This is a genomic window from Kosakonia sp. (assembly GCF_032052965.1).
Classification (GTDB): domain Bacteria; phylum Pseudomonadota; class Gammaproteobacteria; order Enterobacterales; family Enterobacteriaceae; genus Kosakonia.
In genome coordinates this window covers 73,346-98,486 of the sequence record NZ_DAMBVN010000006.1, presented here as the reverse complement: position 1 = coordinate 98,486, position 25,141 = coordinate 73,346, and the positions used below count along the sequence as shown (strand labels likewise).

At 52.9% G+C, this 25,141-nt stretch carries 30 protein-coding genes; all 30 read right to left on the bottom strand.

All coding sequences use genetic code 11. The features are described 5' to 3' along the window. Positions 1–31 precede the first annotated feature (31 nt). Positions 32–277: a hypothetical protein gene (locus RTX30_RS09890; RefSeq protein ID WP_312689314.1), complete on the bottom strand. Its 246-nt coding sequence runs from the start codon at positions 275–277 to the stop codon at positions 32–34. Positions 278–279: 2 nt separating this feature from the next. After that, on the bottom strand, positions 280–660 hold the full coding sequence (locus RTX30_RS09885) for a hypothetical protein (protein WP_312689313.1): 381 nt from the start codon (positions 658–660) through the stop codon (positions 280–282). Between the two features lie 64 nt (positions 661–724). Continuing rightward, positions 725–1,249, bottom strand: coding sequence for a hypothetical protein (locus tag RTX30_RS09880; protein WP_312689312.1), 525 nt, complete (start codon positions 1,247–1,249; stop codon positions 725–727). 39 nt (positions 1,250–1,288) lie between these two features. Further along, complete coding sequence (locus RTX30_RS09875; protein ID WP_312689311.1) at positions 1,289–2,386, bottom strand: hypothetical protein; 1,098 nt, start codon at positions 2,384–2,386, stop codon at positions 1,289–1,291. A gap of 105 nt (positions 2,387–2,491) precedes the next feature. Next, a complete protein-coding gene (locus RTX30_RS09870; RefSeq protein WP_312689309.1) occupies positions 2,492–3,037 on the bottom strand; it encodes a hypothetical protein in 546 nt (181 codons plus the stop codon). A gap of 16 nt (positions 3,038–3,053) precedes the next feature. Next, positions 3,054–3,446 carry a DUF4150 domain-containing protein gene (locus RTX30_RS09865; RefSeq protein WP_007371701.1) on the bottom strand — a complete coding sequence of 131 codons (393 nt, stop codon included), beginning with the start codon at positions 3,444–3,446 and terminating at the stop codon, positions 3,054–3,056. Between the two features lie 9 nt (positions 3,447–3,455). After that, a complete protein-coding gene (locus RTX30_RS09860) occupies positions 3,456–4,061 on the bottom strand; it encodes a DUF3540 domain-containing protein (protein WP_312689307.1) in 606 nt (201 codons plus the stop codon). Further along, on the bottom strand, positions 4,058–5,143 hold the full coding sequence (locus RTX30_RS09855; RefSeq protein WP_312689305.1) for a pentapeptide repeat-containing protein: 1,086 nt from the start codon (positions 5,141–5,143) through the stop codon (positions 4,058–4,060). Before RTX30_RS09855 ends, RTX30_RS09860 begins: the two co-directional genes overlap by 4 nt. Further along, positions 5,140–7,680 carry a DUF2169 domain-containing protein gene (locus tag RTX30_RS09850; protein WP_312689303.1) on the bottom strand — a complete coding sequence of 847 codons (2,541 nt, stop codon included), beginning with the start codon at positions 7,678–7,680 and terminating at the stop codon, positions 5,140–5,142. The genes RTX30_RS09855 and RTX30_RS09850 overlap by 4 nt, the downstream gene beginning before the upstream one ends. An 80-nt stretch (positions 7,681–7,760) precedes the next feature. Beyond that, positions 7,761–8,141: a hypothetical protein gene (locus tag RTX30_RS09845; protein ID WP_312689302.1), complete on the bottom strand. Its 381-nt coding sequence runs from the start codon at positions 8,139–8,141 to the stop codon at positions 7,761–7,763. 84 nt (positions 8,142–8,225) lie between these two features. Next, positions 8,226–8,603 carry a hypothetical protein gene (locus RTX30_RS09840; protein WP_312689301.1) on the bottom strand — a complete coding sequence of 126 codons (378 nt, stop codon included), beginning with the start codon at positions 8,601–8,603 and terminating at the stop codon, positions 8,226–8,228. A 12-nt stretch (positions 8,604–8,615) separates the two neighbouring features. Then, positions 8,616–9,002 (bottom strand): hypothetical protein, encoded by a 387-nt coding sequence (locus RTX30_RS09835; protein WP_312689300.1) that lies wholly within the window; start codon positions 9,000–9,002, stop codon positions 8,616–8,618. 82 nt (positions 9,003–9,084) lie between these two features. Continuing rightward, on the bottom strand, positions 9,085–9,513 hold the full coding sequence (locus RTX30_RS09830; RefSeq protein ID WP_312689299.1) for a hypothetical protein: 429 nt from the start codon (positions 9,511–9,513) through the stop codon (positions 9,085–9,087). A 73-nt stretch (positions 9,514–9,586) separates the two neighbouring features. Then, positions 9,587–9,901, bottom strand: coding sequence for a hypothetical protein (locus tag RTX30_RS09825; RefSeq protein WP_312689298.1), 315 nt, complete (start codon positions 9,899–9,901; stop codon positions 9,587–9,589). A 70-nt stretch (positions 9,902–9,971) separates the two neighbouring features. Further along, positions 9,972–10,364, bottom strand: coding sequence for a DUF3592 domain-containing protein (locus RTX30_RS09820; RefSeq protein ID WP_312689296.1), 393 nt, complete (start codon positions 10,362–10,364; stop codon positions 9,972–9,974). 59 nt (positions 10,365–10,423) lie between these two features. Continuing rightward, the gene (locus RTX30_RS09815) at positions 10,424–10,804 is read right to left on the bottom strand and encodes a hypothetical protein (protein ID WP_312689295.1); all 381 of its coding nucleotides are present in this window, start codon (positions 10,802–10,804) and stop codon (positions 10,424–10,426) included. An 18-nt stretch (positions 10,805–10,822) separates the two neighbouring features. Next, positions 10,823–11,182: a hypothetical protein gene (locus RTX30_RS09810; protein ID WP_312689294.1), complete on the bottom strand. Its 360-nt coding sequence runs from the start codon at positions 11,180–11,182 to the stop codon at positions 10,823–10,825. Between the two features lie 102 nt (positions 11,183–11,284). Beyond that, positions 11,285–11,632 (bottom strand): hypothetical protein, encoded by a 348-nt coding sequence (locus tag RTX30_RS09805; protein ID WP_312689293.1) that lies wholly within the window; start codon positions 11,630–11,632, stop codon positions 11,285–11,287. A 142-nt stretch (positions 11,633–11,774) separates the two neighbouring features. Continuing rightward, on the bottom strand, positions 11,775–12,143 hold the full coding sequence (locus tag RTX30_RS09800; protein ID WP_312689291.1) for a hypothetical protein: 369 nt from the start codon (positions 12,141–12,143) through the stop codon (positions 11,775–11,777). Between the two features lie 107 nt (positions 12,144–12,250). Beyond that, a complete protein-coding gene (locus RTX30_RS09795) occupies positions 12,251–12,643 on the bottom strand; it encodes a hypothetical protein (protein WP_312689289.1) in 393 nt (130 codons plus the stop codon). 146 nt (positions 12,644–12,789) lie between these two features. Continuing rightward, complete coding sequence (locus RTX30_RS09790) at positions 12,790–13,107, bottom strand: hypothetical protein (protein ID WP_312689288.1); 318 nt, start codon at positions 13,105–13,107, stop codon at positions 12,790–12,792. Between the two features lie 291 nt (positions 13,108–13,398). Further along, positions 13,399–13,770 (bottom strand): DUF3592 domain-containing protein, encoded by a 372-nt coding sequence (locus tag RTX30_RS09785; RefSeq protein WP_312689286.1) that lies wholly within the window; start codon positions 13,768–13,770, stop codon positions 13,399–13,401. An 11-nt stretch (positions 13,771–13,781) separates the two neighbouring features. Further along, a complete protein-coding gene (locus tag RTX30_RS09780; protein ID WP_312689284.1) occupies positions 13,782–16,046 on the bottom strand; it encodes a type VI secretion system tip protein TssI/VgrG in 2,265 nt (754 codons plus the stop codon). A gap of 60 nt (positions 16,047–16,106) precedes the next feature. Beyond that, complete coding sequence (locus tag RTX30_RS09775) at positions 16,107–16,487, bottom strand: DcrB-related protein (protein WP_312689283.1); 381 nt, start codon at positions 16,485–16,487, stop codon at positions 16,107–16,109. Positions 16,488–16,637: 150 nt separating this feature from the next. Further along, positions 16,638–18,101 carry a protein kinase domain-containing protein gene (locus RTX30_RS09770; RefSeq protein ID WP_312689281.1) on the bottom strand — a complete coding sequence of 488 codons (1,464 nt, stop codon included), beginning with the start codon at positions 18,099–18,101 and terminating at the stop codon, positions 16,638–16,640. A gap of 26 nt (positions 18,102–18,127) precedes the next feature. Next, positions 18,128–20,743 carry a type VI secretion system ATPase TssH gene (gene tssH, locus RTX30_RS09765; protein ID WP_312689279.1) on the bottom strand — a complete coding sequence of 872 codons (2,616 nt, stop codon included), beginning with the start codon at positions 20,741–20,743 and terminating at the stop codon, positions 18,128–18,130. Positions 20,744–20,850: 107 nt separating this feature from the next. Continuing rightward, positions 20,851–21,894: a type VI secretion system baseplate subunit TssG gene (gene tssG / locus RTX30_RS09760; RefSeq protein WP_312689277.1), complete on the bottom strand. Its 1,044-nt coding sequence runs from the start codon at positions 21,892–21,894 to the stop codon at positions 20,851–20,853. Then, a complete protein-coding gene (gene tssF / locus RTX30_RS09755; RefSeq protein ID WP_312689275.1) occupies positions 21,891–23,762 on the bottom strand; it encodes a type VI secretion system baseplate subunit TssF in 1,872 nt (623 codons plus the stop codon). Before tssF ends, tssG begins: the two co-directional genes overlap by 4 nt. A 2-nt stretch (positions 23,763–23,764) precedes the next feature. Next, positions 23,765–24,334 carry a type VI secretion system baseplate subunit TssE gene (gene tssE / locus RTX30_RS09750; protein ID WP_312689273.1) on the bottom strand — a complete coding sequence of 190 codons (570 nt, stop codon included), beginning with the start codon at positions 24,332–24,334 and terminating at the stop codon, positions 23,765–23,767. After that, on the bottom strand, positions 24,327–25,139 hold the full coding sequence (locus tag RTX30_RS09745) for a type VI secretion system accessory protein TagJ (protein ID WP_312689272.1): 813 nt from the start codon (positions 25,137–25,139) through the stop codon (positions 24,327–24,329). Before RTX30_RS09745 ends, tssE begins: the two co-directional genes overlap by 8 nt. Between the last annotated feature and the right edge of the window lie 2 nt (positions 25,140–25,141).

The window sequence follows — 25,141 nt, the reverse complement described above, 5'->3', positions numbered from 1 at the left end:
GTACGTCACTGCCGGCACGGTGGTTCCCACTTTATTGCCAGTAATTAAGAAGCTCCTGCCACATTTTCTGTTCCGATTCAGAAGGCGCTGAAAAGTCCCTGAACGTCTGGCGGTAGTGCATGAAATGCCTGTCAATGGCGCGGATGGTGACGGTCTGATGCGCCCGCGATCCCTGTAACAGCGCACGCATGGCCGCAAGGCTTTGCGGATCGCTGATCATCTGCGTAAACCAGGCTTCAAGGTAGTCGAGATCCTGTTGCCAGCTGCGCCTGTTCATCTTCAGCCCACGCTACGCCCTTCCGGCGCACATATGCCTTGCGCATTAAGATATAACTGCACCGGTGAAAAGCAGTCATCACACAGCGTAACCAGTTTTTGCCGCAGCTTCAGGCTCAATTGTCGGTCGTTTTGTTGTTTTAATGTCTTGTCGCGGTCAACAATGATCACTTCAGGGGAAAAGGTGAGCCCGAGCGCGATCACATCCTCTTTTTCAAAAAGGTAACTGAGCTGCCGGGTCGCCACTCCATTATCCATTTCGAGCACCGTAACGTAGCAGAACTGGTAGTCGCCTGGCGGGCAGCCCTGTTGCGCCAGCGCTTTTACTTTGCACGAGACGCGGGTCCATTCCGCTTTTTTATGCAATGGGCAGAGCATTAACATAACGTGATCCCTTATCAAAACGGACTACAGCACCAGGCGATGACAATGACTGGCTGTTCAGCGCTTAATCATCATCAAAATTGATATTGATGCTATCGACCTTCCCGCTCACCACCGAGAAAGCGAGATGCTTATTGTTAAACGAATAACTGATCCATTCACTTCCGTCGCTGTTATCGGTTTCACCGGGGCCATAGCTGTTGATAATGGCCTCTTTTGTGCTGCCAGGACCTACACCGCGCGCGGTGCGCAGCGTCGGGCTGTGCAGGGTGATCTGCCCGATAATATAGCTGTCGACGCTTTTACCCTGATCATCCCACCACAGGTTGGCGCTATAGATGTCGAAGCCATCAAAGTTATGACGGTAAAACTTGTAACTGGCGTCGCCAAACGGAACTTCACCAACAAAACCGTCGTAGGTGGTTTCCCCTAAAGAGGCGCTAAGCGCATCATTCCACGCCTGGCCCAGTGCAACAGTCTGTTGATTCAGCTGTACAGTAAAATCGTGATCGCTCAGGGGAGCTTGCGCTTGCGCGATGCCTGAAACGGCCAGTAACAGCGAGACTGAAACGAGAAAACCTTTGGTCATAACCTGCCACCGTTGAAAGTATGTTACTGAGATAAGGAATTATTTAAGCCAGTTTGCCGGTTGATTGACCAGAATTTTCTCGCCCTGCAATACCACCAGCTGCGGCGGCGCATAATTTACCCGGTAGGTGACATTACCATTATTGAACTCTGCGCCAATGACCTGACCGACGCTACCCAATAGTGTTTTCCCTTTCAGCGTGATCTGGCTGCGGTCGCTGTTACGCGTTCCAATATAGTCCACGCTATCGCAAGGCGCGGCAAACTCACCGCAGTTATTACGGATAGCAATAGTGAACTTATTGGTGCTCAACAAACGGGTTGATGCGCCTTTATGTTCCGGCGTTTTGACCAGCGTATAGCTTTCAGGCGCATAATACTCACCGCCAACGGGTGGCTGCGTCATTCGCCACTGCATCTTGTCGCCTGTTATCACGACCTCAGCCTTGCCATTCATACCGCCAAAGGTGGAATTAAAGGTCAGCATCGCACGGTTATTGGCAATCTCGCCATGCACATTCGTGTCGCCCTGCTCCGGGCAATCGATCCGGTTGCCCTGCCGGGTAATAAAACAGACGGTGCCGGAGAGCTGGTTGCCCTGCTGCGTTAACCTCAGGGTGAAGGTGGAAGCATCCTGATCTGCGCCTTGCCACATCCCACTAAAATCCAACGCCGCTGGCTGTGGTGCTGCCAGCAAAATCTTATCCTCGAAGCGGCTGGCCCATTGCTGGATATCGCGATTGATGGCCTGCTCAGCACTGTTAGTTCGGTAGTAAAGCTGGTTGCTGTCAGGTGATATCCATGCTGCAAAAAGCTTACCATCAGGATAGAGAATAAAAACCGAGGCGTTTTCCTGTGCTAAGTGTTGTAACCAGCCTTCAACCATTAACCCGCCGTCGGCGGTGTATTTGGGCTCGCCGTAAACATCATAGTTAAGGATAAAGGCATCATATTCATTGCCGAGCAGGCTTTTCAGTTGCGCTTGCACCTCTTGATTGTTGGTAATGCCTGCCACTGTTTCTGGTTTATCGTATTGATTCAGCGCTACCGTCGCCGACGCGCTGCCACAGCAGCCCAGCAACATGCTGACCACCAGCGCAGAGAGTAACCGCCGTTTACCTTGCCCCATAACGTGCATAATTCGCCTGTATCCTTATCGTCTTATCGACACCCGAGATTGCTGAAAAGTTAGCCATCTCGTTGTTTGATAATATTTTTTTGCCATAGTACCCGACTCGCGCCGTTACCTGACGCTACTATTTGTGGTAGACATCTCGTCGGAGAAGTCGCGGATAGCGATACTTTTCAGGCAGGAGGGCTCCGATTGCGAAAAACCCAGGCCAATCGCGTTGCCTTTTTTATCGATCGGCGCCACCCAGGAAAACGTCTCGTTAATCGATTCGCCGCGCGGCACCCACATCAGTTTTAAGCCGGGGAACTGGCGTTTTGCCTCGTCCACCGCAATACAGGTTTTTTCCACATCAAACGTCACAATGGCAATCTGCTGCGGATTGCCGTAAGCCGTACGAATAACGATATTATTGATGCCTGGCCCGCCCGGTAGCGTAAGCGCGCGGGCAGTTAATCTGTCGGCAAAGTCGGGATTGATCCGGGTGACGGGCGTTTTCATGATGGCATTGAGCGAATCAGGCGCAGCCCCAATAGTGCCCTTTATCTGTTCAGCAAACTGCCAGAGCGGTTGCGAATCAGGGTGTTGAGACTGCGCCGAACAATAGCCAGAAGTCATCGCCAGCGCCAGCGCGGTGAGTAGGCTTTGGGTCTTCATCATATTTTCTGAAAACCACCTAGGGTGCCAGCATCAGCACTTTGAACTGGCTCGGCACAATCCGCATACCAATCGCGTTGGTGGAGTTTTGCAGACTGACACTGGTTAAACGGGTGGCGGGCGTGCCTTTCAGCAGCACGGTAAACGCTCCGGTCAGATGCCGTGATGGCCCCATCACCGTACCGGATGCCACTCCGGTCGCAACGCCCGGGTTATCGCCGTTGGTCAGTGGCGTCACGGTCGCCATATTGTGCGCGGGCATCCCCATAAACAGAATATTGAGCGCATTCGGTATAGCGGTTGGCCCCAGCGCAATGTCCGGATACGGAATCGGCGTCGGCGCGGGCATCGGGGTCAGGCAGACATCCGGAAACGCCAGATCCACCCCCATTAACTGACAATTTGCAAACATAATGCTCCCTCACCCCATGTGGATCTGTTCAGAATCGACTTTGGTGATCGCCTTCGAGGTGATCACCGTGTTATGTGCATGCATGCGCAGATAATCTTCGGCTTTTATATCCAGTTGCCCTGCGCGCACCTGTTCAGTCTGGCGCGTAGTGCGGAATAGGCTCTGGCTGATTTGCGTGACCGTCTGCCAGACCGACTCGGCCCGCTTACCCACCACGCGCGAGAGCGTGACCCAGGCGGAGACGCGATCGCCACTGTAATTCATATCGCTGATATGACAGTCGCCTTTGCTGGCGCTGACTTTCAACGCTTCACTGCTCAGACTTAAAGCTCCGCTGCTGCAAATATGCAGATCGCCCGGCACGCTCAGTTCCGCACATTGTGGGTTAGCGCGCTCCAGCACGGCCAACAACCACATCTGGTTATCCACCCCGCTTATCAGTACGGTGTCGCCAGCCTGTGGGGCGATAACACAGCTGACTGCACGTCGACAGTGCCAGCCGCGCCCTTCACATTCCACCATCAGACTGCCGTCTTCAAAACCGTGGGTGACGCGGGCGGAGAATTGACCAGCAGGCATCGCCGCCAGCGCCAGTTGGTGATTAATCTTGGTCATGCTTTGTCTCCATAAATTCGGCTTTGGCGTTCTGCGCTCCAGGCTTCTGCCGCCAGTAGCTCTTCGTCGTACTCAAGGATGCCTTTGCGATCGGCAAAACGCGCCCCCTCCTGGCGGGCACGATGAAAACGGGTTCGGGAAAACGCCGCACCGCGAAAATCCGCTTCGCGTACATCGGCCCCGGAAAAGTCACCGTAGGTAAAATCGCACAGCGTGAAATCAGCCCGCTCTGCACGCACCCGCTGCAGAACACTCTGGAAAAAACGGCTCTGTTTAAACGAGGCCTGCTGCAGTGTTGCTCCCACAAATATCGCCTGATCAAACAGGCTGGACTGCGCGTTCGCACCGCTGAGGTCGGCTTCCATAAACAGCGCCTGGGTGGCGTTAACCTTGCGTAACAGCGCCTGTTTAAGCGATGCGCCTTTGAAATTGCACTGTGTCAGTTGCGCGCCGGTAAAATCGGCACCATCGAGCTGACTGTCGGTAAACTGGCAGCCGGTAAACTGCTGCTGCGCGTAGTTTTTCCCACGCTGATCGCAATTAAAAAAAACGGCCCGTTCAAACTGACTACCGCGCAAGTCGGTCTGCCGAAGATCGATGCCATAAAATGTGGTCAGCAAGTAATGGCTGTTGTCGAGTTGCGCCTCATCAAGCGGGGTTTCAAACAGCATAGTGCGATCGAAGCGGGAGTGGCTGAACTGGCTTTTCGCCAGCGGGCTGCGCATAAATTGTGTGGTATCAAAGGTGCAGTGCGAAAAGTCGCTACCGCTTAGCGTGCATTCATTAAACACACAGCGCACCAGCGTGGTGCCGCGCAACCTGGCTTGCGGCAGTTCACACTGGTTAAACACCGTTTCCTGCAACTGCGCCTCGCAGAGCGTGGCCCGGTTTAACATACATTCGGTGAATACGGTTTCGGTCAGGTTTGCGCCCTGCAAATTTGCCCCCTGAAGCGACACCTCCTGAAAGATCCCGCCGGAAAGGTCGCAGCCCCGCAGGTCGCAACCGTCGAGGTTGACCTCTGCTACCGCTTCGCCGCCTTTGATTTTCTGTTGCAGCTCTGCCGCGGTTAATGCGCTCATATCACTTCTCCATCACGCTTCGGCAGGGTTTTTACCCGTTTGGTATAGGCATCGTGAAAAAGGGTATGCGTGTCCGTCAGCGACTGTGACAGATCGGCGCGAAACAGATTCACGCCGCTCAGATCGGCACCCTCAAGCCGACTTTTTTGCATCATCGCGCCCATCAGGTTGGCATCGTTAAAACGCACGCGACGAAAATCCGTGCGCATAAACAGGCTGCCAGTTAGGGTGGCACCGCGAAAATCGGCACCTTCGCACTGCGCTTCGCTGAGATCGCTGTTATCCAGCCGCGCGCGGGTAAATGCCGCGCCCGTTAGCACCGCCTGGCGCAGGTTACTTTGCTTCAGGTGCGCACCGGTAAAATCGGCAGTGGCCAGCGTCCCGCCAGACGCGACAGCACAGGTCACCAGCGTTGCGCCGGCAAATATTGCCTGCACCAGTTGGCTTTCCACCCATGAGCAGCTCTCAAGGTGCGCCTGCGCGAAGCTGGCGCTCTGCAGTTCACATTTAATAAAGCTGCTTTTTATCATCCGCGCATGGCTAAAGTCCGGCTTCGGCAATGTCAGCTCCATAAACACGCAATTATCAAGCTGTGCGTGGTGGAACCGGCAGTCACTGAATCCTGTTTCACGTAATAACAAGCCCACCATATGGGCGTGGCTGAAGTCACAAGCCTCAAATAACGCCCCGGTGATGTCGGTTTCGGTAAACGTGGCGCCGCTAAAGACCGTTTCATGGCATTGCGCAAGCGCCAGGCTGGCATTGTTAAAACAACAATCGCGTAGTGACGCCCCTGTCAAATCCGTGCGCGCCAGCATTGCCTGCGTGAAGTCCGCGCCATCGAGCTGACAATCGCGCAAACTGGCGCACTCCAGCAACGCATGGCGAAAATTCGCACCACGCAGATCCAGGCCAGAGAAGTCTGCCCCGGTGAGATCCAGGCCGCTGAAGTCCCCGCCCTGGGCCAGGGTGCGTTCTGCCCGCTGGCGAATGATCAGCGCGATATCCCCGGTCAGTTTAATCGCGGGGGGTTGTTGCGCTACCGACATCAGGTAGAGTTTGTGCAGTGCTTCGCGGCTCTGTGCCAGTTTCTTGTCGCTGAGCTGGCTGTTATTACGCGCCAGTAACTCCTGCATACGCAACATGGACTCCGGGCCGCGGGGTCGGTTATCCTGCGCTGCGATTTCCGGATAGCGAGCCTCCATTTCGGCTTTACGCGCCTCGGCCTGCTGCTGCATCTCAGCGGCTTTACGCTCCATCTGCTCAATAAATTCAGGCAGATCTTCAAGTTTCGGCATAGCCGGTTCTTCGAAAGGCTCCAGCATTTCACTGACGTCATGGCCCTGTGCTTCAAGCCGGGCACGATGCTGTTCACGCAATTGCATGGCGCGGTTGTACTGGTTTTCCCGCATCGGGCTGGGCGTTTCCTGCACCTCGCTGTCGATCCAGGGTCCAATCACCTCTTCCGGCAGCAGATCCTTTTCACGAAAGGCAAACAAGGCCCCTTTTTCTTTATCCAGCCGCTGGGTCAGGACTTTTCGGTAGTGGTTAACGGAACGCGTCGCGCCGGTTTTCTCCAGTGCCGGCATCAGTTGCAACACGTCGGCAGCATCATCTTCATTGATCCGCTGGTTGCCCTGCCAGATCAGCACCATCTGTTCCAGGTGCGGAAAAAACCACACAGTGGTGGCGCGCAATGCAATCTCTTCAAACAGGATCTCATCGCCGCGCTGGCGTTGTATAAAGCAGCGCGCCTGCCACGGGGGTAGTGTCCCCTCCTGCAGGTGTTTTTGCGGGTGCATATTCCAGATACGCCATGCCGCCTGCGGCGGGAGAGTATCGCGATCTTCCCACCACTGATCGGGGCTGGCTGCGTTAAACACACGCCAGTCGATGTCTGGCGCAAAACCCGGGAAATCATGTTGTAACCAGTGTGCGTCGTAATTTTTGCCCATGCGACGAAAGCGACGCGGCCACGTCAGATCCAGCGGCCCGAAACCGGCCGGCTCAGGTTTTGCACGCGGTGAGAGAATGCGATCCTGTAGCGCTTCGATATTGGGCAAGCGACGGTATTGCGTACCGTTATGGTTTTCTACCACCGCGCCAATGCCATGCGGGTTTTCTTCATAACCTTCCCCGCCGTAAGCCCGGCTCCAGTCAAGGCGCATTTCTTCAAAGGGCTGCGCGGCCGTCGGGCGCGATCCCGCCCAGTACCGATCGCCGGTTACCGCCAGGGTCTTGCTCAGGTTGTCGACCTCAACGCGTACCGCACAGGCGGTTTTATCCTGCTGGTGATGCGTATAGGCGTAACCGGTGGCCAGGAACTCGGCCCGGGCTTTCGGCATGGCCATATCAAGTACACCACCGCTGGTTTGCAGTTCGCTGGCGGCCAGTTGCCACAGTTCTATTTCGGGTCGGAGTTGTGGCGTAGCGCTCATATCGGCAAGCGCCAGTACCGAAACGCCCAGATGGTTTTGCCCCTGCAGACGGAACGGTCGATTCAATACGCTCAGTCGCAGCGGTTTAATAATCTTCATATTACGTCCTTAGGAAGATTAATCTTATGCGTGTGCAGTTTACGAAGTGTAATGCGCGTTTATATGACATCACGGCATTATCACGAGAAATGAATATGGGTAACAGCAAGTCGGGGAGGCCTGTCCGTACTGTATTTCACCGTAATCGTGATGCCTTTTTTAAGCTTGTGGATTTGGTCCGGCTCAACTATTCCACGGGCGCACCACTGTTGATGAATATTATTAAGGCTGGCACTGAAGAAAAAATCATAAAAATAGTCGTCGCCAAATTTTGTCTCAGTGCGTTGCCATGTTTCGGCCGGCGTGGTGATCGTTTCACCCTGCCATGAATCGCGTAATTTCCAGTCACGTATCCGGGTCAGCGTTTTTTTATCTCCCTTCAGCGTTAACCACATCGGCACCAGCGCCAGTACGCTCAGCGCAATGCCAATCACCAACGGGTACTCAGTCCATACCGACATAAACATCCTGCAGCAAAGTTATTTTTGACGGGTGCGTCAACGGCACGCTCACCTACGCGAACCAGAAAAAGACGTCATGAGCCATTACGCAGAAAGAATGGTTGGCAACAGCAGTTTATTTTTTTCCGGATCGTGACGGCAGTAGCTTACTGGCACACTGGCACCCACGTTGTAGTCATACAACTCCATGGTTTTCAGCGTCGCCTCGACATTCTTATTGCCGAAGCTTCTCCCCTTTTCATCGACAAATTCATAGTCCATCTGGACACAAACGATACCATTCGCCGTGGGTGTACCGGGTACGATGCGGGTGACTCGCGCGTCGATATACACTGGGTCGCTATCAATGATCTGTTTGAGAGCCCCCTCTTTTTTATTGCGAATTGAGGACTGGACTATCGCCAACACCATCCCCAGCGGGAAAATATAAACAAGGTATTTAAGGTAATGCAGGTATTCCATTATCATCGTCTGTTATTTCTCATTAAAAAGGACTTCTACTACTGCAATTCGTTTAGCATGTAATCCCTGGTATTTCACCAGCACTGTTACTCCGCGTTTTAACAGCCCAACATCGGCGCTTCTGATGATAAATGCCGCCGATTTTTGTTGCTTCTGTCGGGCAATTTCCAGGGTAAAAGTGAGAATAAAATAGTGATCGGATTGATGCATTGCATCGGTTTGCTGCCACGATTCCAGCTGCGCTTCCCGCAATGGTCCGTGCCAGCTACTTTGCGCAATACACTCCTCAATCAGTAAGGCTTCCCCTTTTGGCGCGACAGTACGCCTGCGGTACACCCACAGGGAGATAATAAGGAGCGTCGCAACCAATAACACCAGAAGCCCGGAAATATTAACCATTATGCCCTCTCATCAGCGCCCGGACGCGCAGGCACTTTACCGACCACCGGGGATCAGCGGTCTGTCGACATTGCTCGTTCGCTTATTGATTATCCTGAGGTGGTTTGCCATCGTCACCGGGCGCTACGGACGTGTTTACGGCAACAACGGCCATCTTTTTCGGAGACTGTGTACTGTATTTCACGACAACAGGCAACCCCACAGTGAGCGTTGCCGCGTCCGTAGTGGAAAGCACGGCAGCGGCGCGATAACGCTTTTGTCGGCGCGACAACGTGGCGGTAAAGGTCAAAATATAATAATGATCGTTGCCTTTGATGGCGGCCGTTTTTTTCCAGTGCAGTAATTTTCCCGGCACCGTTTCAGTGGCGCCACCGGACCTGGCCAGTCCCAGCCAGTTTTTTTGCATCCGGTAGTCGTCGCCCTGCCTTTTCACACTCCGCAGGAGAAAATAAAACAGCACATACGCCAGTAACAGGCAGAGGGCTGCGAGAACATACGCAACGATTTCCATAGTTTCTCAACTCAACGTGCTACCGACCGCGCGGTCGGTTCATGGCATCGGATGTGATATGGACGGGCGATTATCACGCCTGTTCATTAAACATCAGTACATAATGTTTCTCGTCCACATACATGATTTTTATGGTCATACCCGGCTGAAGCTGCGGGGCATAGAGAGGATTAATCGATTCCTTTCTCTTAAGAATCCGACCTTCAGCATTGAGGACATATTCCACATTCATATATCCTGAGCCGTCACTCCCGGCGGGGCGAATACTTTTAATCGTCGCCATAATCGGTCTGCCATCGCGGATAATTTTTTCATGCCGCTTAACGGAGATATTGCAAAAAAAATAGATAGCGATCAGCACAACGACGAGCACCATAAATTCCATCATAATGGGCAATCCTTTACATCATTAAACAGCCTACTGGCATTTTCAAAGCGGCGATAATTAATCGTCGCCATCAGTGCCGCTTCATTAAGTCAAACGTACTGGGGACATCAAGCATATTTTTATGCGGATCGGCTGGTAAATAGCGCAATGGGATCTGCTCACCCGCCTGATATTTCTGCATCGCGATCGCATCAATCACCGTATCCGCTTTACAGGCGATTTTTTCGCCTTTTTCAGTTTCAAAAACCAGTTCCAGCGTGGCATTGATATACCCTGAGTTGCCACCCGAGCGACTAAAGGCGCGTTTGATGGTAGCCAGCGTCAAAATCCCGTGCTCGCGGATCTCGTTTTTAACTTTCTCTTTTTTGGCATCTTTACGCAGTATCACGACGATAAGCGTGATAAACCCTAACAAAATGAAAGTACTGAAGAAAATGCTGATGCTCAGCATCACTGTTTCCATTTCAGTTATTCCTGAACGATAAAAAATAAAATCTCTGCAGACACGACAGGCGATACGGCTTACGCATCTGCGAACATAATTGCTATCACGGCAATACGGTTTTTGCTCCCTTTCTTGACCCTGATCCCCAGACCTTTTTTAAGCAAATGCATCTCGCCGGGGTTAACCAATGCTTTAGCCGTAAACATTTTTCCCTCCCCGTCGAGGCAGAAAGAGATATCGTAAAAAAACGCATTGCCATAACGCGCGTTGGTCTGCTGCCATGACGCAATATACGAATCAAACACTTCGCCAGGCCATGCAGCACTGGTCAGACAGTGTTTGATACCGGCGACCTCACTATCCTCTCTTTTTTCCAACCACCAGAAAATAGCCGTTGCTGCCACGGTGACAACCATCCCACCGTACATAAAATATGCCGAGTAATCCTCAAGCGCCATTACCCTTCCTCGCAGGTGTTAATCTTGCTGCGTATCATCATTAACAATCAGCCAGACTTTTTGCGGAGCCGTTTTTTTATAATAGAGGGCGACTTTACGCTCACGCTCCAGTCGCATTAACGCTACGACTTCCACCACCTGGGTCAGCATTGTCGTGATTTCAACCCCATCCTGCGTGGTGAAGCCCAGTGTAAAAACGCATTTTGGCGAGCCGCTCCCGGAACTGGAAAGTTGCTTAATGTGGGTAATAACCGCAACGGTTTTAATCCCATTCGCTTTAAAATCGTCATACACTTTACCGGTGTGGTAAACCCAGTAGATCAGTGCACAGGGAACGGCAATGCTGACGATTGCCCCAATACTTTCACCGATTGCCACGTTAAATACCCTTCGAACCGTCACTCACCCCTGGCAAGGCGCGGCTTTTTATTGAATTCAGACAGACTGATTTTGTGTTAGTCTTTAACTGCACCGTAGAATTTATTCCATATCGCCTGGCACTAAATAGACTTTTTGGGGATCCTCAGGTAAATAATACAGAAGAACTGTGTTTCTTCGCATTATTTTAATTAACTCTTCCGGAGTGAAAAAACGTCGCGCATGCGTTCTGATTACGCCATTTTCTGTTTGAAACTCAAGTTCCATCTTAAATTTCATATTACCCGTACCCGAGACGCCAATATTCTTTTTGTTAATTATTTTAGCTTCTGCCTTGGTTCCCTTTGCTCTGAATTTATCATCATCGGCCCCTGCTTTGAATATGCTATAAATCATCCATCCCACAACGAATGCCGTAATCACGATGGACCACATTGTTGAGTTTGACATGCCTTTGCCTTAGATCACTGTCGTTTATATTCTGAGCTGGAGTACGATTCAATAATTGCAGATAAATAATGCCCAACGAAGAGAATAACCTGGCCTGATGACGTTCTTCTGCATCAAACCATCCCTACTAAATGCAAGTGCATTATTTTAGCATCTCATTCTGTACATTGAGTATGTTAAGGGCGGGATCCGTTTTCAGATAGACGACAGGCACCGTTGTACCGACCTTATAGTTATATAAGTCCATGGTTTTAACCACCGTGCGCGCATGCTTATTTTGATACTTCATCCCATTTTCCGCATTAAATTCATAATCCAGTGTGATGCTCACAACGCCAAGCTTAGATGGTGTATCGGGAACAATCTCTGTAATCGTCGCATTCACATATACCGGGTTACTGCGTATTTGTTTTTCAATACGTCCATTTTTGTAATTGCGCAGCGCGATTGACAGGAAAATGTAAGCGACAAACACCGGCAACAGGTAGTTCAAATACTTGAGATATTGCATATCAGTAGCTCTTCAAGTTTATCTTCTCAGAAATCATAATTCGACTTTACCCGCCAGTAACCAGTCAACGTTGGTTACTGAAATCAAGAGGCAGGTCTGTATTCATTTTATTGTGGGTTATATACGACATCGAGCACCGCTAACTTGTCCGGCGGGTTACCGGTGTATTTAAACGTCACAGGCAGGCCTTGTTTTAATTTACTGATGTCTGCGACTTTCACAACTGCAGCAGCATCATAGGTTTTCTTCTTACCTTCAATCTCTGCTTCAAAGGTGAAAATAAAATAGTAATCAAAATTATTCATGGTGGACGTTTGCTTCCAGTTGAGCAACGTGCCGATTGCCATTTCACCTTTTTTTTGCGGATGTGATATTGCAGCCCAGTTTTTGAGCAAGGTAAAAGTTTCTCCTTTATCCTTGATACCTCTTACGCTGATAATAAAAAAGAAAATAAAAAAGAAAAAGCCAAAAAACGGCATTGCATCGTGAATTATTTCCACAACAACCACGCATTATGAAGTGTTAATTGAAATAAACCCCTAATCGCTGGGTATGTAACAGGTTTACTAATGTAATGCAATTAATGACAACCTGGAAAATTCACTGAACTCTCTTCCGTAGAAATCATGTTCAGGTTAAAAAATTTTTACTCACGAAAGATGAATGATATGTTTTTATCATCCAGATATTTTATTCTGATTTCCTTGCCAGGTTCTAACTGGCTGGCGTAAAAAGTCGGGATAATTCCTGACCCATTTACCTGTCGTGGCCCATCAGAAAACTCCACAGATAATGTGTAAACAATATTTGTACTTCCACTCTCATTAGCGCTGATGGCCCGCATATTTTCAACTTTTGCATTAAGCACGGTGCCATTTCGGTTGATCTTTGCATCCTTATAAAACAGGCTTACCGTATAAATAAAGAAGCCCCCAAAAAGTAGAATCGCCACAATAGTTGTCATATCATCCCTTTTTGGCAAATATCAACTCAATTTAATATTATCACAAGAGAAATCATTTATAAAATGTTTGCGAAAAACAATGTTAACAATAAATCAAAAAGCAACACACCATACCTATTTTTTCGGAATCGTATTCAACACCCACTGAATTAACTTTGCACCATGGTTAGAAAACATAATTTCTTTAAGCAGAAAGTAGGGGTAAACACAGCGCGGAAGTGTGTTTAATCTTCCCGCGCCTAAGAAAAAAAGAAACCTTAGTCACACCCCTGCAGCCATCGCATATTAAATCTATCGTCGTTCCAGAGGGGACTTTATTTTGAACTTGATCTTTTTTGGATCGGATTTTGAATACACCAGGGGAACGATAGCGCCTTTCTGATATTCCGGGATTTTTACAACATCGATAACAGATGTACCTTCACTGGTTATGGTTTTATTATCACGCGTAGTGAATTTTACCTGGATGACGACATTGATAAATGCGGAATTTTCGCCGCTTGTACTTCTTATGCTGATTATTTCCCCTTGCGTATCGATTGCATCCTCTGGATCGATCCTGACCCCGTTAGTGCTGGCTTTAATAATGCCATAAATAAAGAAAATCAGGGCGATCGCGGAAATAAAAAGCAAAGGGTACGTTGTAAAGTACGATATATTCATTTTTAACCTTTTCATATGAACATAAATGCAATAGCAGCTTGAATAGTCATTTTCGTATTGTCCCATTTCACCCCGGCCACTCGGGCTTTAAAACCGTTATCGTAGAGGATGGTAATAGGGTTATTACTCATCTTCACACCGGTTATATTAAATGACGCGGGATTGAAGGAGACAGAGGTTGTCGCAAACGCCAGAGATAATCCCGTGAATGCACAGCTCACACCCGTCGCGCTTTCATTAAATGCGGTTACAGATGAGCTGTGGAATTTCGGTTCAAACTTAGCAGCTGGCGCTTCCAGCGTTATTGCTTCAGAGCTGATCAATTTAATTTTCTTTGGTGATTTTATTGTGATTTCGCCAGATTTGACATTCTGTGTCCAGTCACCACTATTTACATCAATAGTGACACCACCATTAATTGTTTCTGCTCGTCCGCCGGATGCGATCGTCGTCATCTGACCACTGTCATATTTTTCGGTTATCAGCTCAGTAACATGGTGCAATTCCGTCCCTTCAATTTCGGTGACACGACCACCTTTAACGCTGACAGCATCTCCACCGCTGGTAATATTCAGCGTTCTTCCATTCTTGATGGTTTCAGTCTGGCCATTATTGAAGATCGTGGTTTCCGCCTGATCGACCGTTGTGGTGCGTTTGGCTCGATAATAAAACGTGCCGTCTCCAGTAACATCATCCCTTTGTTCTTTCAGAATTTTCGTAGTGCGATTGCCATCGACGTTAACGGTTTTATCATTCTCCACCGAGACTTTCATATCCTTCTCGGAATGCAATTCAACAGCTTCACTACCCAATCTGTCTTCAAAGAATAAATAGCTGGCGTTATCTTTGCTGCCATCCTTGCTGCGGGTCATAAAGCCCATGCGCGTGGCATCATCTGGCAGTGACCATGGCGGCATGCTGGACTCGTTATACACCCGGCCGGTGACCATCGGGCGGTCCGGATCGCCGTTGATAAAATCGATCACCACTTCATCGCCGACGCGCGGGATCTGCACGCCGCCAAACCCCTGACCGGCCCAGGCACTTGAGACGCGTACCCAGCATGAGCTGGTATCGTCACCTTTCGCCAACCTGTCCCAGTGGAATTTGACCTTAATGCGGCCATAGCGATCGGTCCAGATGCTTTCGCCTTCCGGCCCCACCACCTTCGCTGTTTGCGGGCCGTACGTTTTTGGCCATGCCGTCACCGCTGCCGGGCGATACACCACCGATGCGGGTATCACCGTAAAATCAATGCGGTGTTCCGTTTCACTGTCGCTACCGCTGGCGTAGCGGTTTTCCTCGAAGAAGTAATTGGCTTCAGTGGTCAGGTATTCGCCGTTGTCACTGAAAAACGGTGCGTTATACAGCGCAAACGTGCTGCCCGGCGCCACGCCAATGGCGGTCGCTGTTCCCTGAATCTGCTGGTGCTCAACCTGCCAGCGCTCCTGACGAATGCGGGCATAAGATTCACCGTGGCCGTGTTCAACAAAACGCCCCGGCCAGTCGTACACATCAATGCTGCCCGGCTGCGGTGAGGCAGGATTTTGCCGCGCCTGGAACATCCATGCATTGGGCTTGCGAAAGTCATAATCGTCGAGGCTGTAGATCCCCGGCGTTACGCTGTCTTCCAGCGCCCACTGGCTTATCCCCTCTTCGCTGGTGCTGCCTCCGGATGGAGTCTGATGGTACGGAATGCTTTCATAACCGCTAAACGGTTTGAGTTCTGTTGCCGCGTCCGTTAGCACCATTACGTGACGATCTTCTTCGTGACGGAAGTGGTAAGTGATCCCCTCCAGCTCCATCAAACGGCTGATAAAATCGAAACTGGATTCCTGATACTGCACGCAGTAATCCCACACACGGTAACTGCCCGCCAGCTTGTCTTCCAGGTTCACCTGATATTCGCCCAGCAGCGTTTTCACAATCTGCGGTACAGTCTGACCCTGGAAGATACGCAGGTTGCGGTCACGTTTCATCGGCCACAAATCCGGTTCTACCGTAAGTTGATACACCGCATAACGGGTGCCCGAAAGTTCGACGGCGCTGACCGCAACACGTGTGACTTTGCCGTTGATATAGCGTGTTCCGCCGATGTTTTGCGTCGGGATCGCCACCGTGACGGATTGCCCCAGCAATTTGCTGCGGTCGACGCGTGCATCGGTGCCTAATACCGTCAGCGACAGCGCGAACGACTCTGACAGCGCCTCGCGCCCGGTCAGTTTCCAGAATAGTAAGCCGTCTACCGGCAATTTTACGGTTATTCTGTTCTGCATGATATTTATTCCATTTAGCCTGGTTCAGCATCAATTTAATATTTCACCCATGCCCACACTTTATTTCGCCCGGTGGAATTTGATGCTCTGAATAATTTCTTGATATTGCCTCTGATGATAATCGCTGAATTCCCCCGGACAGGTGCCTACATAACTCACCATCTTTTTTCCGGTTGCTGGATCTTCTACCAAAATTAACGTCTGACGCTGGAATATCACGTGATTATCATTTTTGTACTGATAAAAAAGTTCGACTGCCGGATAGCCATCAACTTCCAGCATTTGCGAAGACTCGAGATGAAAATCGGTTAATGTCATTTCCAGTTCGCGGGTTTTTCTGGCCGCAATGGTGTGAACTTTATCATCGGCGTGAGCACTGGCGCGAGACACGACGAACGTAAATTCACTGCCACCATTATTGCTGTGTGTTAATAAATTCATAGCGCTGTCTTTTAAATATGTCGGTCTGTGCAATCGTTATTATTGGCATAAGAAGCCATTGCGCATTGCAGCAATGTCGGGATGGCGCGCAGAGGGGAACGACGTTCCCCTTTACGGTGACCGGGCAGGATAATGCCCGGGGGACAATAACTACTTCGGTTGTGGGTTGATAAGCCAGGTACCCGCTTTGGCGATAGAGAAGTTCTGAATGCGGGTCTGCCCGTTGCCCTGCAACACCAGTTCATAATGACCCGGTTGCAGCTTAAGCGAGGCAAAACCATTCGTGGCAGGTGAGATCGACTGCGATTCACCATTCAACGTCATCTTCTCGCCATCATTCATGCGCACAAACACCTGGGCGATCGCTTCCTGCGAGGCAACCGGCGTTGTGGCCTGGGCTGGGGTCTGTGCTTGCGCAGGCGGCGTAGAGGCCGATGTGTTGCTGGCGGTGTTATCCTGAGGGGGCTGCTGCTCCGGCTGGCGTACAGGCGACTGCTCCTGACCGGTGCTGGCCGTTTGCGCCGGGTTGTTGTCATCTGATTTGCCACTGCTAAACAGTGCGCCACCCGCAATTAACCCAACCAGTACCCCGGCAGCCACCAGGCCTGGCACTTTATAACGCTGCCAGCCTTGTACCGCTGGTTTTTCTTCCGTCTCTTCTACCGGAACCAACATGGTGCCAGGCTGTTTCACATTCAGCACATCGTCGAGCCCGGCGACCGGCATCTCAATCAATGCGGCAAACTCATCAATCGTTTGCGGGCGATCTTCCATTTTTAAAGCCAGCGCACGATCTACAGCCTGCAACAATGACGGCGAATACCCCGGTAAATTACGCTGGGTCAGCGGCACATAGGTATCCTGAATGCTGCGCACAACACTGACCGGCGGCGGTGAGCCAATGATCAGCGTATGCAGCACCGCGCCCAGAGCGTAAATGTCGGTCCATGCGCCCTGCTCGCTTTCGTTGTCATCGGTGTACTGCTCGATAGGCGCATAGCCTGGGCGCAGCATGGTTTCCGTTTCGTCGGAAATCGAGCCAATGCTGCGGCGCGCGGAGCCAAAGTCCAGCAGCACAGGCAAGCCGTTGTCCTGAATCTGGATATTATCCAGCGAGATATCGCGGTGCAGATATCCTTCGTCATGGATGGTTTTGATTGCCCCAAGCAGCATTGGCAGCATGCGGCGGATCCAGGTTTCATTAATCAGCGTGGGATTCTTTTCACGCAAACGCGACAACGTCGTCCCGCTGTAGAACACGGTGCCCATATAGGCGGTGTCGTTCTGCACCCAAAAACGCAGCACATGCAGCAGATTCGGGTGGTTAAAACGTGCCAGCAGACGCGCTTCCTGAATAAAGCTGTTTAACCCGGCGGTAAACGCTTTGCTGAAGCGTTCACTGCGTAACACCAGCGTCATGTCATCGTTACGGACTGCCAGCGAAGACGGCATAAACTCTTTAATCGCAATGGTTCGCTCAAGCTGGTGATCCCAGGCGCGATAGACGATGCCAAAACCACCGCCACCAATCACTTCTTTAATTTCAAATTCGTTGAAGCGATATCCCGGTGGCAGCGCGTTCGGTACACTCCGGTTGTTATCGTGATCCGTCATAGTGGAAAACTCTCTTGATAATGGCTTTACGCCGCAAACTGACAGTGAAACTCACCCTGCTCGAACGTGACACGCAAACGCTTATATTGCTCGTCGCGGGCGCTGGCGTCGAGTAATAGCTGACTCATCAGCGGCAGCAGAGTGTTAGTAAGGATGGCGTCCACCATACGGCCGCCCGATTCAACTTCGGTACAGCGCTGAACAATCTGTTCAACCACGCTGTCATCAATCTCCGACACAATACCGTGGTTATCTTGCAGCCGCCGCTGAATACGTTTCAGTTGCAGGCGCACAATCAACGCCAGCATCTCATCGCTCAGCGGATAGTACGGCACCACCAGCAGACGACCGAGCAGCGCAGGCGGGAACACCTGCAACAACGGCGGGCGCAGCGCATCGCGCAACGCATCGGGCTCTGGCATCAGTTCCGGATCGGCGCACATTGCGGTGATAAGTTCAGTTCCCACATTTGACGTCAGAATAATAATGGTATTGCGGAAATCAATATGGCGGCCTTCACCATCTTCCATCCAGCCTTTATCAAAGACCTGGAAGAAAATCTCATGCACATCCGGGTGCGCTTTTTCGATTTCATCGAGCAGCACCACGCTGTACGGACGGCGGCGGACGGCTTCGGTTAACACCCCACCTTCGCCGTAACCTACGTATCCCGGAGGCGCACCTTTGAGCGTCGACACGGTATGCGCTTCCTGGAACTCGCTCATGTTAATCGTGATGACGTTCTGCTCGCCGCCGTAGAGCGACTCCGCCAGCGCCAGCGCGGTTTCGGTTTTACCTACACCGGATGGGCCGCACAGCATAAACACGCCGACCGGTTTGTTCGGATCGTCAAGACGGGCGCGCGAGGTACGTACGCGTTTGGCAATCAGCTCCAGGCCATGGCGCTGACCGATCACGCGTTCGTTCAGCGTATCGGCCAGTTTCAGCACCGCGTCGATCTCGTTTTTCACCATTCGCCCAAGCGGGATGCCCGTCCAGTCCGAAACCACGGCCGCCACCACATTGGCATCTACCGAGGTAAACAGCAACGGCGCATCGCCCTGCAATGCGCGCAGGGCGCTCTGCTGTTGTGACAGCGTTTCACGCAGGCCCGCCAGCGCCTCTTCCGGTGCGTTGTGCAGTTGCGCACGCAGATCGATAATCGCATCCACCAGCGCCTGTTCCTGTTCCCAGCGTTGAGTCAGTTCGTCACGCTGTACACCCACAGCGGTGAGTTCCGCCTGCAGCTTCACGACGCGCTCGCTGTCGCCTGCCGCCATTTTCGCCTCGCGGTTGGCGATTTCAATCTCAACCTCGAGCCCGGCAATACGGTGCAGGCAATCTTCCAGCTGCGGCGGTGGCGAACTCTGGCTGACCGCCACACGCGCACAGGCAGTATCCAGCAGTGCCACGGCTTTGTCCGGTAACTGGCGCGCCGGAATATAACGGTGCGACAGTTTCACAGCAGCAACGACAGCTTCGTCCAGCAACAGTACGCGATGGTGTTTTTCAAGCGCCGACACCGTGCTACGCAGCATCAATACCGCTTTTTCTTCATCCGGCTCCATGACCTGCACCGTCTGGAAGCGGCGGGTCAGCGCCGGATCTTTCTCAATGTATTTTTTATATTCCGCCCAGGTGGTGGCACCAATGGTGCGCAGTTGACCACGCGCCAGCGCCGGTTTCAACAGGTTAGCGGCATCACCCGTTCCCTGCTGGCCGCCCGCGCCGATCAGCGTGTGAATTTCATCGATAAACAGAATTATCGGCGTCGGGCTGGACTGCACTTCATTGATGAGGGCTTGCAGGCGTGCTTCAAATTCGCCTTTCATGCCCGCGCCTGCCTGCAGCATGCCAATATCCAGCAGCCAAAGTTGAACATTTTCCAGTGGCTCTGGCACATCGCCTGCGGCAATGCGCAGCGCCAGGCCTTCCACCACCGCTGTTTTACCCACCCCCGCCTCACCGGTCAGTAACGGGTTGTTCTGGCGACGACGCATCAGGATATCGACCATCTGGCGGATCTCTTCGTCACGTCCAACCACCGGATCAATTTTCCCGTCGCGGGCGCGGGCGGTGAGATCCTGTCCGTACTGGGCCAGCGTCCCCTGCTGTTGCGGTGCGGCACCTGGGTTGGCATCCAGAGTGGCAACGGACTGCTGCGCCTCTTTGCTGTCAGCAAAAATCGCGTCGAAATGGTCAAGCAGCGCATCGGCGCTAACGCGTTCAAACTGCGACGAAATGCCTTTGAGCACATTTGCCAGACTGTACGTTTTCAGGATCCCGACCAGTAAATGGCCACCGCGAATGCGGTTAACGCCATATTTCAGCGAGCCGTATACCCAGGCGCGTTCTACGGCGGTATCAATATGTTCCGACAAATCAGACACGGAACTGGCGCCACGCGGCAGTTTATCGAGTGCGGTGACGATGTCGCGGGTTAACGCCTGCTCGTCGAGTGAAAAGTGACGGATCACCTGTTGCAGGTCGCCATCGGACTGCTGCATCAGTTGGTGCAGCCAGTGCACCAGTTCGACATACGGGTTGCCACGCAGTTTGCAAAATGCGGTGGCGCTTTCCAGCGAGGTAAATAACAACGTATCAAGTTTGCCGAACAGGACGGCGCGGCTGATTTCTGACATGAGTTCATCCATTATTCATAGTTAGTTTGCACGCCGCTCTTCGCGCTGCCGCCGGGTGGGTGGCAATACAACACGCTGAAAGCTGTGCATAAGTCAGATGACGAAGGTTACCCCTCCGGGCTGAAAACCAAATCTCCACGCGCTTGCGGCTGCGGTTGCGTACCGAGCCACGCGCTGTACCCCAGGCGACCTGAGCCGCCCAGCGCTGCGCCCGCGACATCTTCGCTGCGCAAAATCACTTTTACTGCCCACTGGTATTCAATGCCAAGATACTGGCGAACCCAGTCGCGCAAGGCTGTGACATACTTTTCCCCTGGCATAAAACGGCTGTAGGTTTCTGCCGGCAACGGGCCAATTTCAATGCGAAATTTATGACAGACATCGCGCACCGCTTCACCAAGAAAAGCCGACTGGCCAAGCCGCGGCGCGTGGCGTCCCCCCTGCAGGCGGGCGCGTTCGCGTTCGCTGAGCGGCATCCACTGCGGCACGTTTTCCACAATACGTACCGGCACATTAAAGTAGCTGCGCAGGATCTTCTCCAGCCCTTCCGGATCCCGCCCGTTTCGGGTCAGGTGCCCGGCAACCGCAAAGCGCGCATGGGCGCTGAGGCTGCCTTTTTCCAGCTGCCCGGGCTGCCCCATGCCCACCAGCGAGGCAATGTACTGCTCAAAGCGTTTATTGTCCTGCCTGTCGAGCGACACCGTTGGCTGCGCATCGGCCCAGGCGCGATAAAACAGCAACGACAGGCGGTGATGAAACACGTCGGCAAACGCGCTCAGACTGTTATCCTGGTGGTGATCGATCCGTTCGCTGGCATATTCGGTCAGGTGGATCGGTAGCGGGCCATTCGGGCCAAACAGACCAAAACTGAGGATTGAGACGTCATACAGCGGTGAATCCTGGCGTTTGCTGACACCCGCCAGCGTTGACGGTGCAAAACCGAGCGACGGTTTCTGACCAATGCGCAGAGATTCGAAACGGGGTAACGGCGCGCGCCCGAGCGGATAACGCTCGCCACCCTGTGCGTCGACCCGGCGTAGCAACGTGAACAGGTCGTAACGCCACGGTGTCGCCATCACGTTTTGCCAGAACGCCTCCGGCAGCGCATTCGCCCGGCTGATGGCCGGTAAATGGGTGACGGTTTCTGTCATATCAGCGCCCTTTTGCCCATACGCGGCGGCCAGTAGCCAACTTCACCGCGCTGCTGACTTTTTAGCGTAAATTCGGTAAAGCTGTTCATGCCGACCAGCCGGGCGAACACCCGCTCCAGCACGCTGCCAAACAGATACGGGCTAAAACCGGAAAACGCCTGTTCATCGACCGTCAGCGTAATACCAATGCCGCGAGCAAAGACAATCGGCCCCGGTTCCGGAACGCGGCGGTGTACCGGCTCCAGTACACAGTGCCGCACACCTTCAATCTGCCGCGCGACAGGTGCTTCTGCCAGCCGGGTATATAACCCCAGTAACTGACGTAAAGCCGCAGCACCCGCGCCCTCTTCACCATCCATCAGGCTGAGATAGTTCATTTGCAACTGGCTGATCAGCCGCCAGGTGCTCAGCCCTTCTGCCAGCGCCGGGCGTGGCGGCGTCGGACCTTTACGCAACTGCAGCGATTTGACTGGCAGCGAATCCGGCATCACAAAATGGCCGATGTCCTGTTGCAGCATCAGCGGCAGATCGCGGCTGGTACACAGCACTTCAGCCGTGATGTAGCGTAGGTCGTCGCGCCACGGCGCATGCTGTTCATCCACCAGCGAGGCAAAGACTTCTGAACCAATGTAGCCAGTGCGGGTACCGTAGCGCTGCGCCCGTTCAGACAGCGAACGCTGCTCTCGGCGCAGAGAAAAATAGGCACCATAGTTGCCATTATCCTGGCTCCAGCTGCTCCAGAACGGGCGAAAGGTTTGTTCGTCACGCTGACCATCCACGCTGGCGTGAATTTTGTTCACCGCATAGATTTCGTAATCCAACGGGCGGATGTTATCCACCACAAGGTGATATTCATGCTGGTTGTCGCTGAGTTTCTGCCGTTCTGCCACCTTCGGGAACAGGTTAACCACTGGCGTGCAGTGCAACGCCAGGTGGTTTTTATCGACCACCCGCTCCAGTTGGCCATCCGCTTTGTCGAGTAAAATGACAATATCGAAAGCACTGGCTTCGCCGCTTTGCGCCAGCATCGGGCGTAGCCCTTGCAGGCTGATAAAGAGAAAACGCGACGGGAAAGCAAAGTACTCCTGCAACAGACGGTAACCATCAAAGTTGCGTAAATCATCCGGCAACAACGCCTGATCCGGGCTGAACCCTTCCTGGCGCAGCGCATCGTCCGCCAGCACCAGCGGAGGCGTTTTTTGCCCGTTCGCCTGACACAGGATCCCAACCTGGTGACCCATCAACAGTTCCAGCAACTTCAGCGCCTGCATATCTGGCCCGCTAAGGAACAGTTCCAGGCGGTCAAAATCAAGATGGCTGAGGTTCACTGGGCCATCGCAACTGACGCGGATACGCAGTGCACTCTGTGCGCCACGCTGGCTCATTCCTACCTGTGCCAGCGGTAGATCGGCGGGTACGCCGCCAAGCTCTACCTGCGAAATGGTCAGCGGCAGTAACGTTACATCGTGGGCGGTGGTGTAGCTGCAGGTGACGCCGTTCTTTTTCATCACCTGGCTGTCCATCATGGTGCCGCGCGGCACCACAAACCCTTTACTCAAATCCCCTTTTGCGCTGTCCGGCTGCAGTTCCGCAATCGCCATTGAAGGTGTGGGGGCCAGGTAATTTGGGGCCACCATTTCCAGCAAACGCTGAGAGAAGCGTGGAAACTCGGCATCCATTTTCAGTTGCACGCGGGAGGTCAGAAAAGCAAAACCTTCCATCAACCGTTCAACGTAGGGATCGGCAACATCCATTCCGCGCATGCCAAGACGCCCCGCCACTTTCGGGTAACGTCCGGCGAACTCCTGCCCCATTTCGCGCAGCCAGGCCAGTTCGCGGTTGTAGTACTCCAGTAATTTGCTTTCCATCGTTACCCCGCGTCTTTCAACTCGAAATGCCCGTTTTCCAGATCCACATCGGTACGAAACAGGAACTCCAGCGGATAAGGCACACACCAGAGGCGGCCTTTGATCTCAATGGACAATACGTTATGCAGATCCAGCGACTGGGTGTCGGAAACACAGCGCACCTGCAGCCCCTGCGGCAGAATGCGCGGTTCAAAGTGCAAAATCGCGTCGGTAAGTTTGCGCTGAATGTCCTGCCACTCGATATCAGACATCCGTTTTCCCGCCAGCGGCGAGACACCAAAATTAACCACCGAACGGCGAACTTCATCGAATCCGCTGAGATCCTGCTGTGCTTCATTATTGATGGTATTAAACAGCCATTGCAGATCGCGCAGCACGTGGCGGCGCAACGCCGAATGCGAAATCAGGTTGCTGTTCACCGGCTCCTGCACTTTATCGGGCGCATCATCCGTCAGACGATCTAACAGCGACGGCTGCATCTTATCGCGCGCGCCGACAGTCTCTTTGCCACGGCGAGAACGCCAGCCGCTGCGCAGCAGATCGCTATCCTGATCCTGAGCAGAATTACTCATGCGTGGCTTCCGCAGTAAAACTGACCGTTGCCAGATCCAGCACCGGGAACTCAACACTGTCGTTAAGCCACACTTTTTGCCCCATACCGAGGTAGTGCGGCAGATCGCCCGGCAGGGTCTGCCATTCGGTGACGCGACTGAGTTTAAAGCGATCATCCGTGCCGTGATCCACCGGATAGCGGGCCGGGATCTGGCACACCTGCTCGCTGCCATCCTGCAAACGCACCAGCGTGTGGCGCCAGACCAGGTCAGTGACGCTGGCGGGTGGCTGGAACTGCATAGCGGAAATCGCACTGAACGGTAGCCAGAAATAGCGGCCGTTGACAATCGCCTCGCAGACCGGGCCAAACCGGCTGTCGCCATCCATTAGCCAGTCAAAAGCCAGCGTTTGCCCATCCTGCGTGGTCAGTTGCCCGGGGTTTGCTTCCGCCTCTGCCAGCGCGGCGTCGCGCTGCGCACCGGGTTCGCTGGCGTGCGGATCGAGCGAGGCAATCATTCCTGCCAGCCACGGCCACTGCTGCTCCGGCGTGACCGGACGCGCGCGCCCCGCCAGCACCTCTTCACGCTGGCGCTCGCCATTGATCGCCTGCTCAAGTAGCGTGACGGTCGGCTGTGCCTGCGGCTTAAGCGCGGCCCAGCTCTTTAGCTGCGCCAGTGCCCGCGACCAGTTAGCGTCGAGGCACAGCATTTGCGCAAAGGCCGCCCGTAAGTCAGCGTCGCCCGGCTGGCTACGGATACGGCTTTCCAGCTTCGCCAGACTCTCCTGCAGCGATTCGCCGGCCAGTTGTTGCATCAGAGTGTTCATCG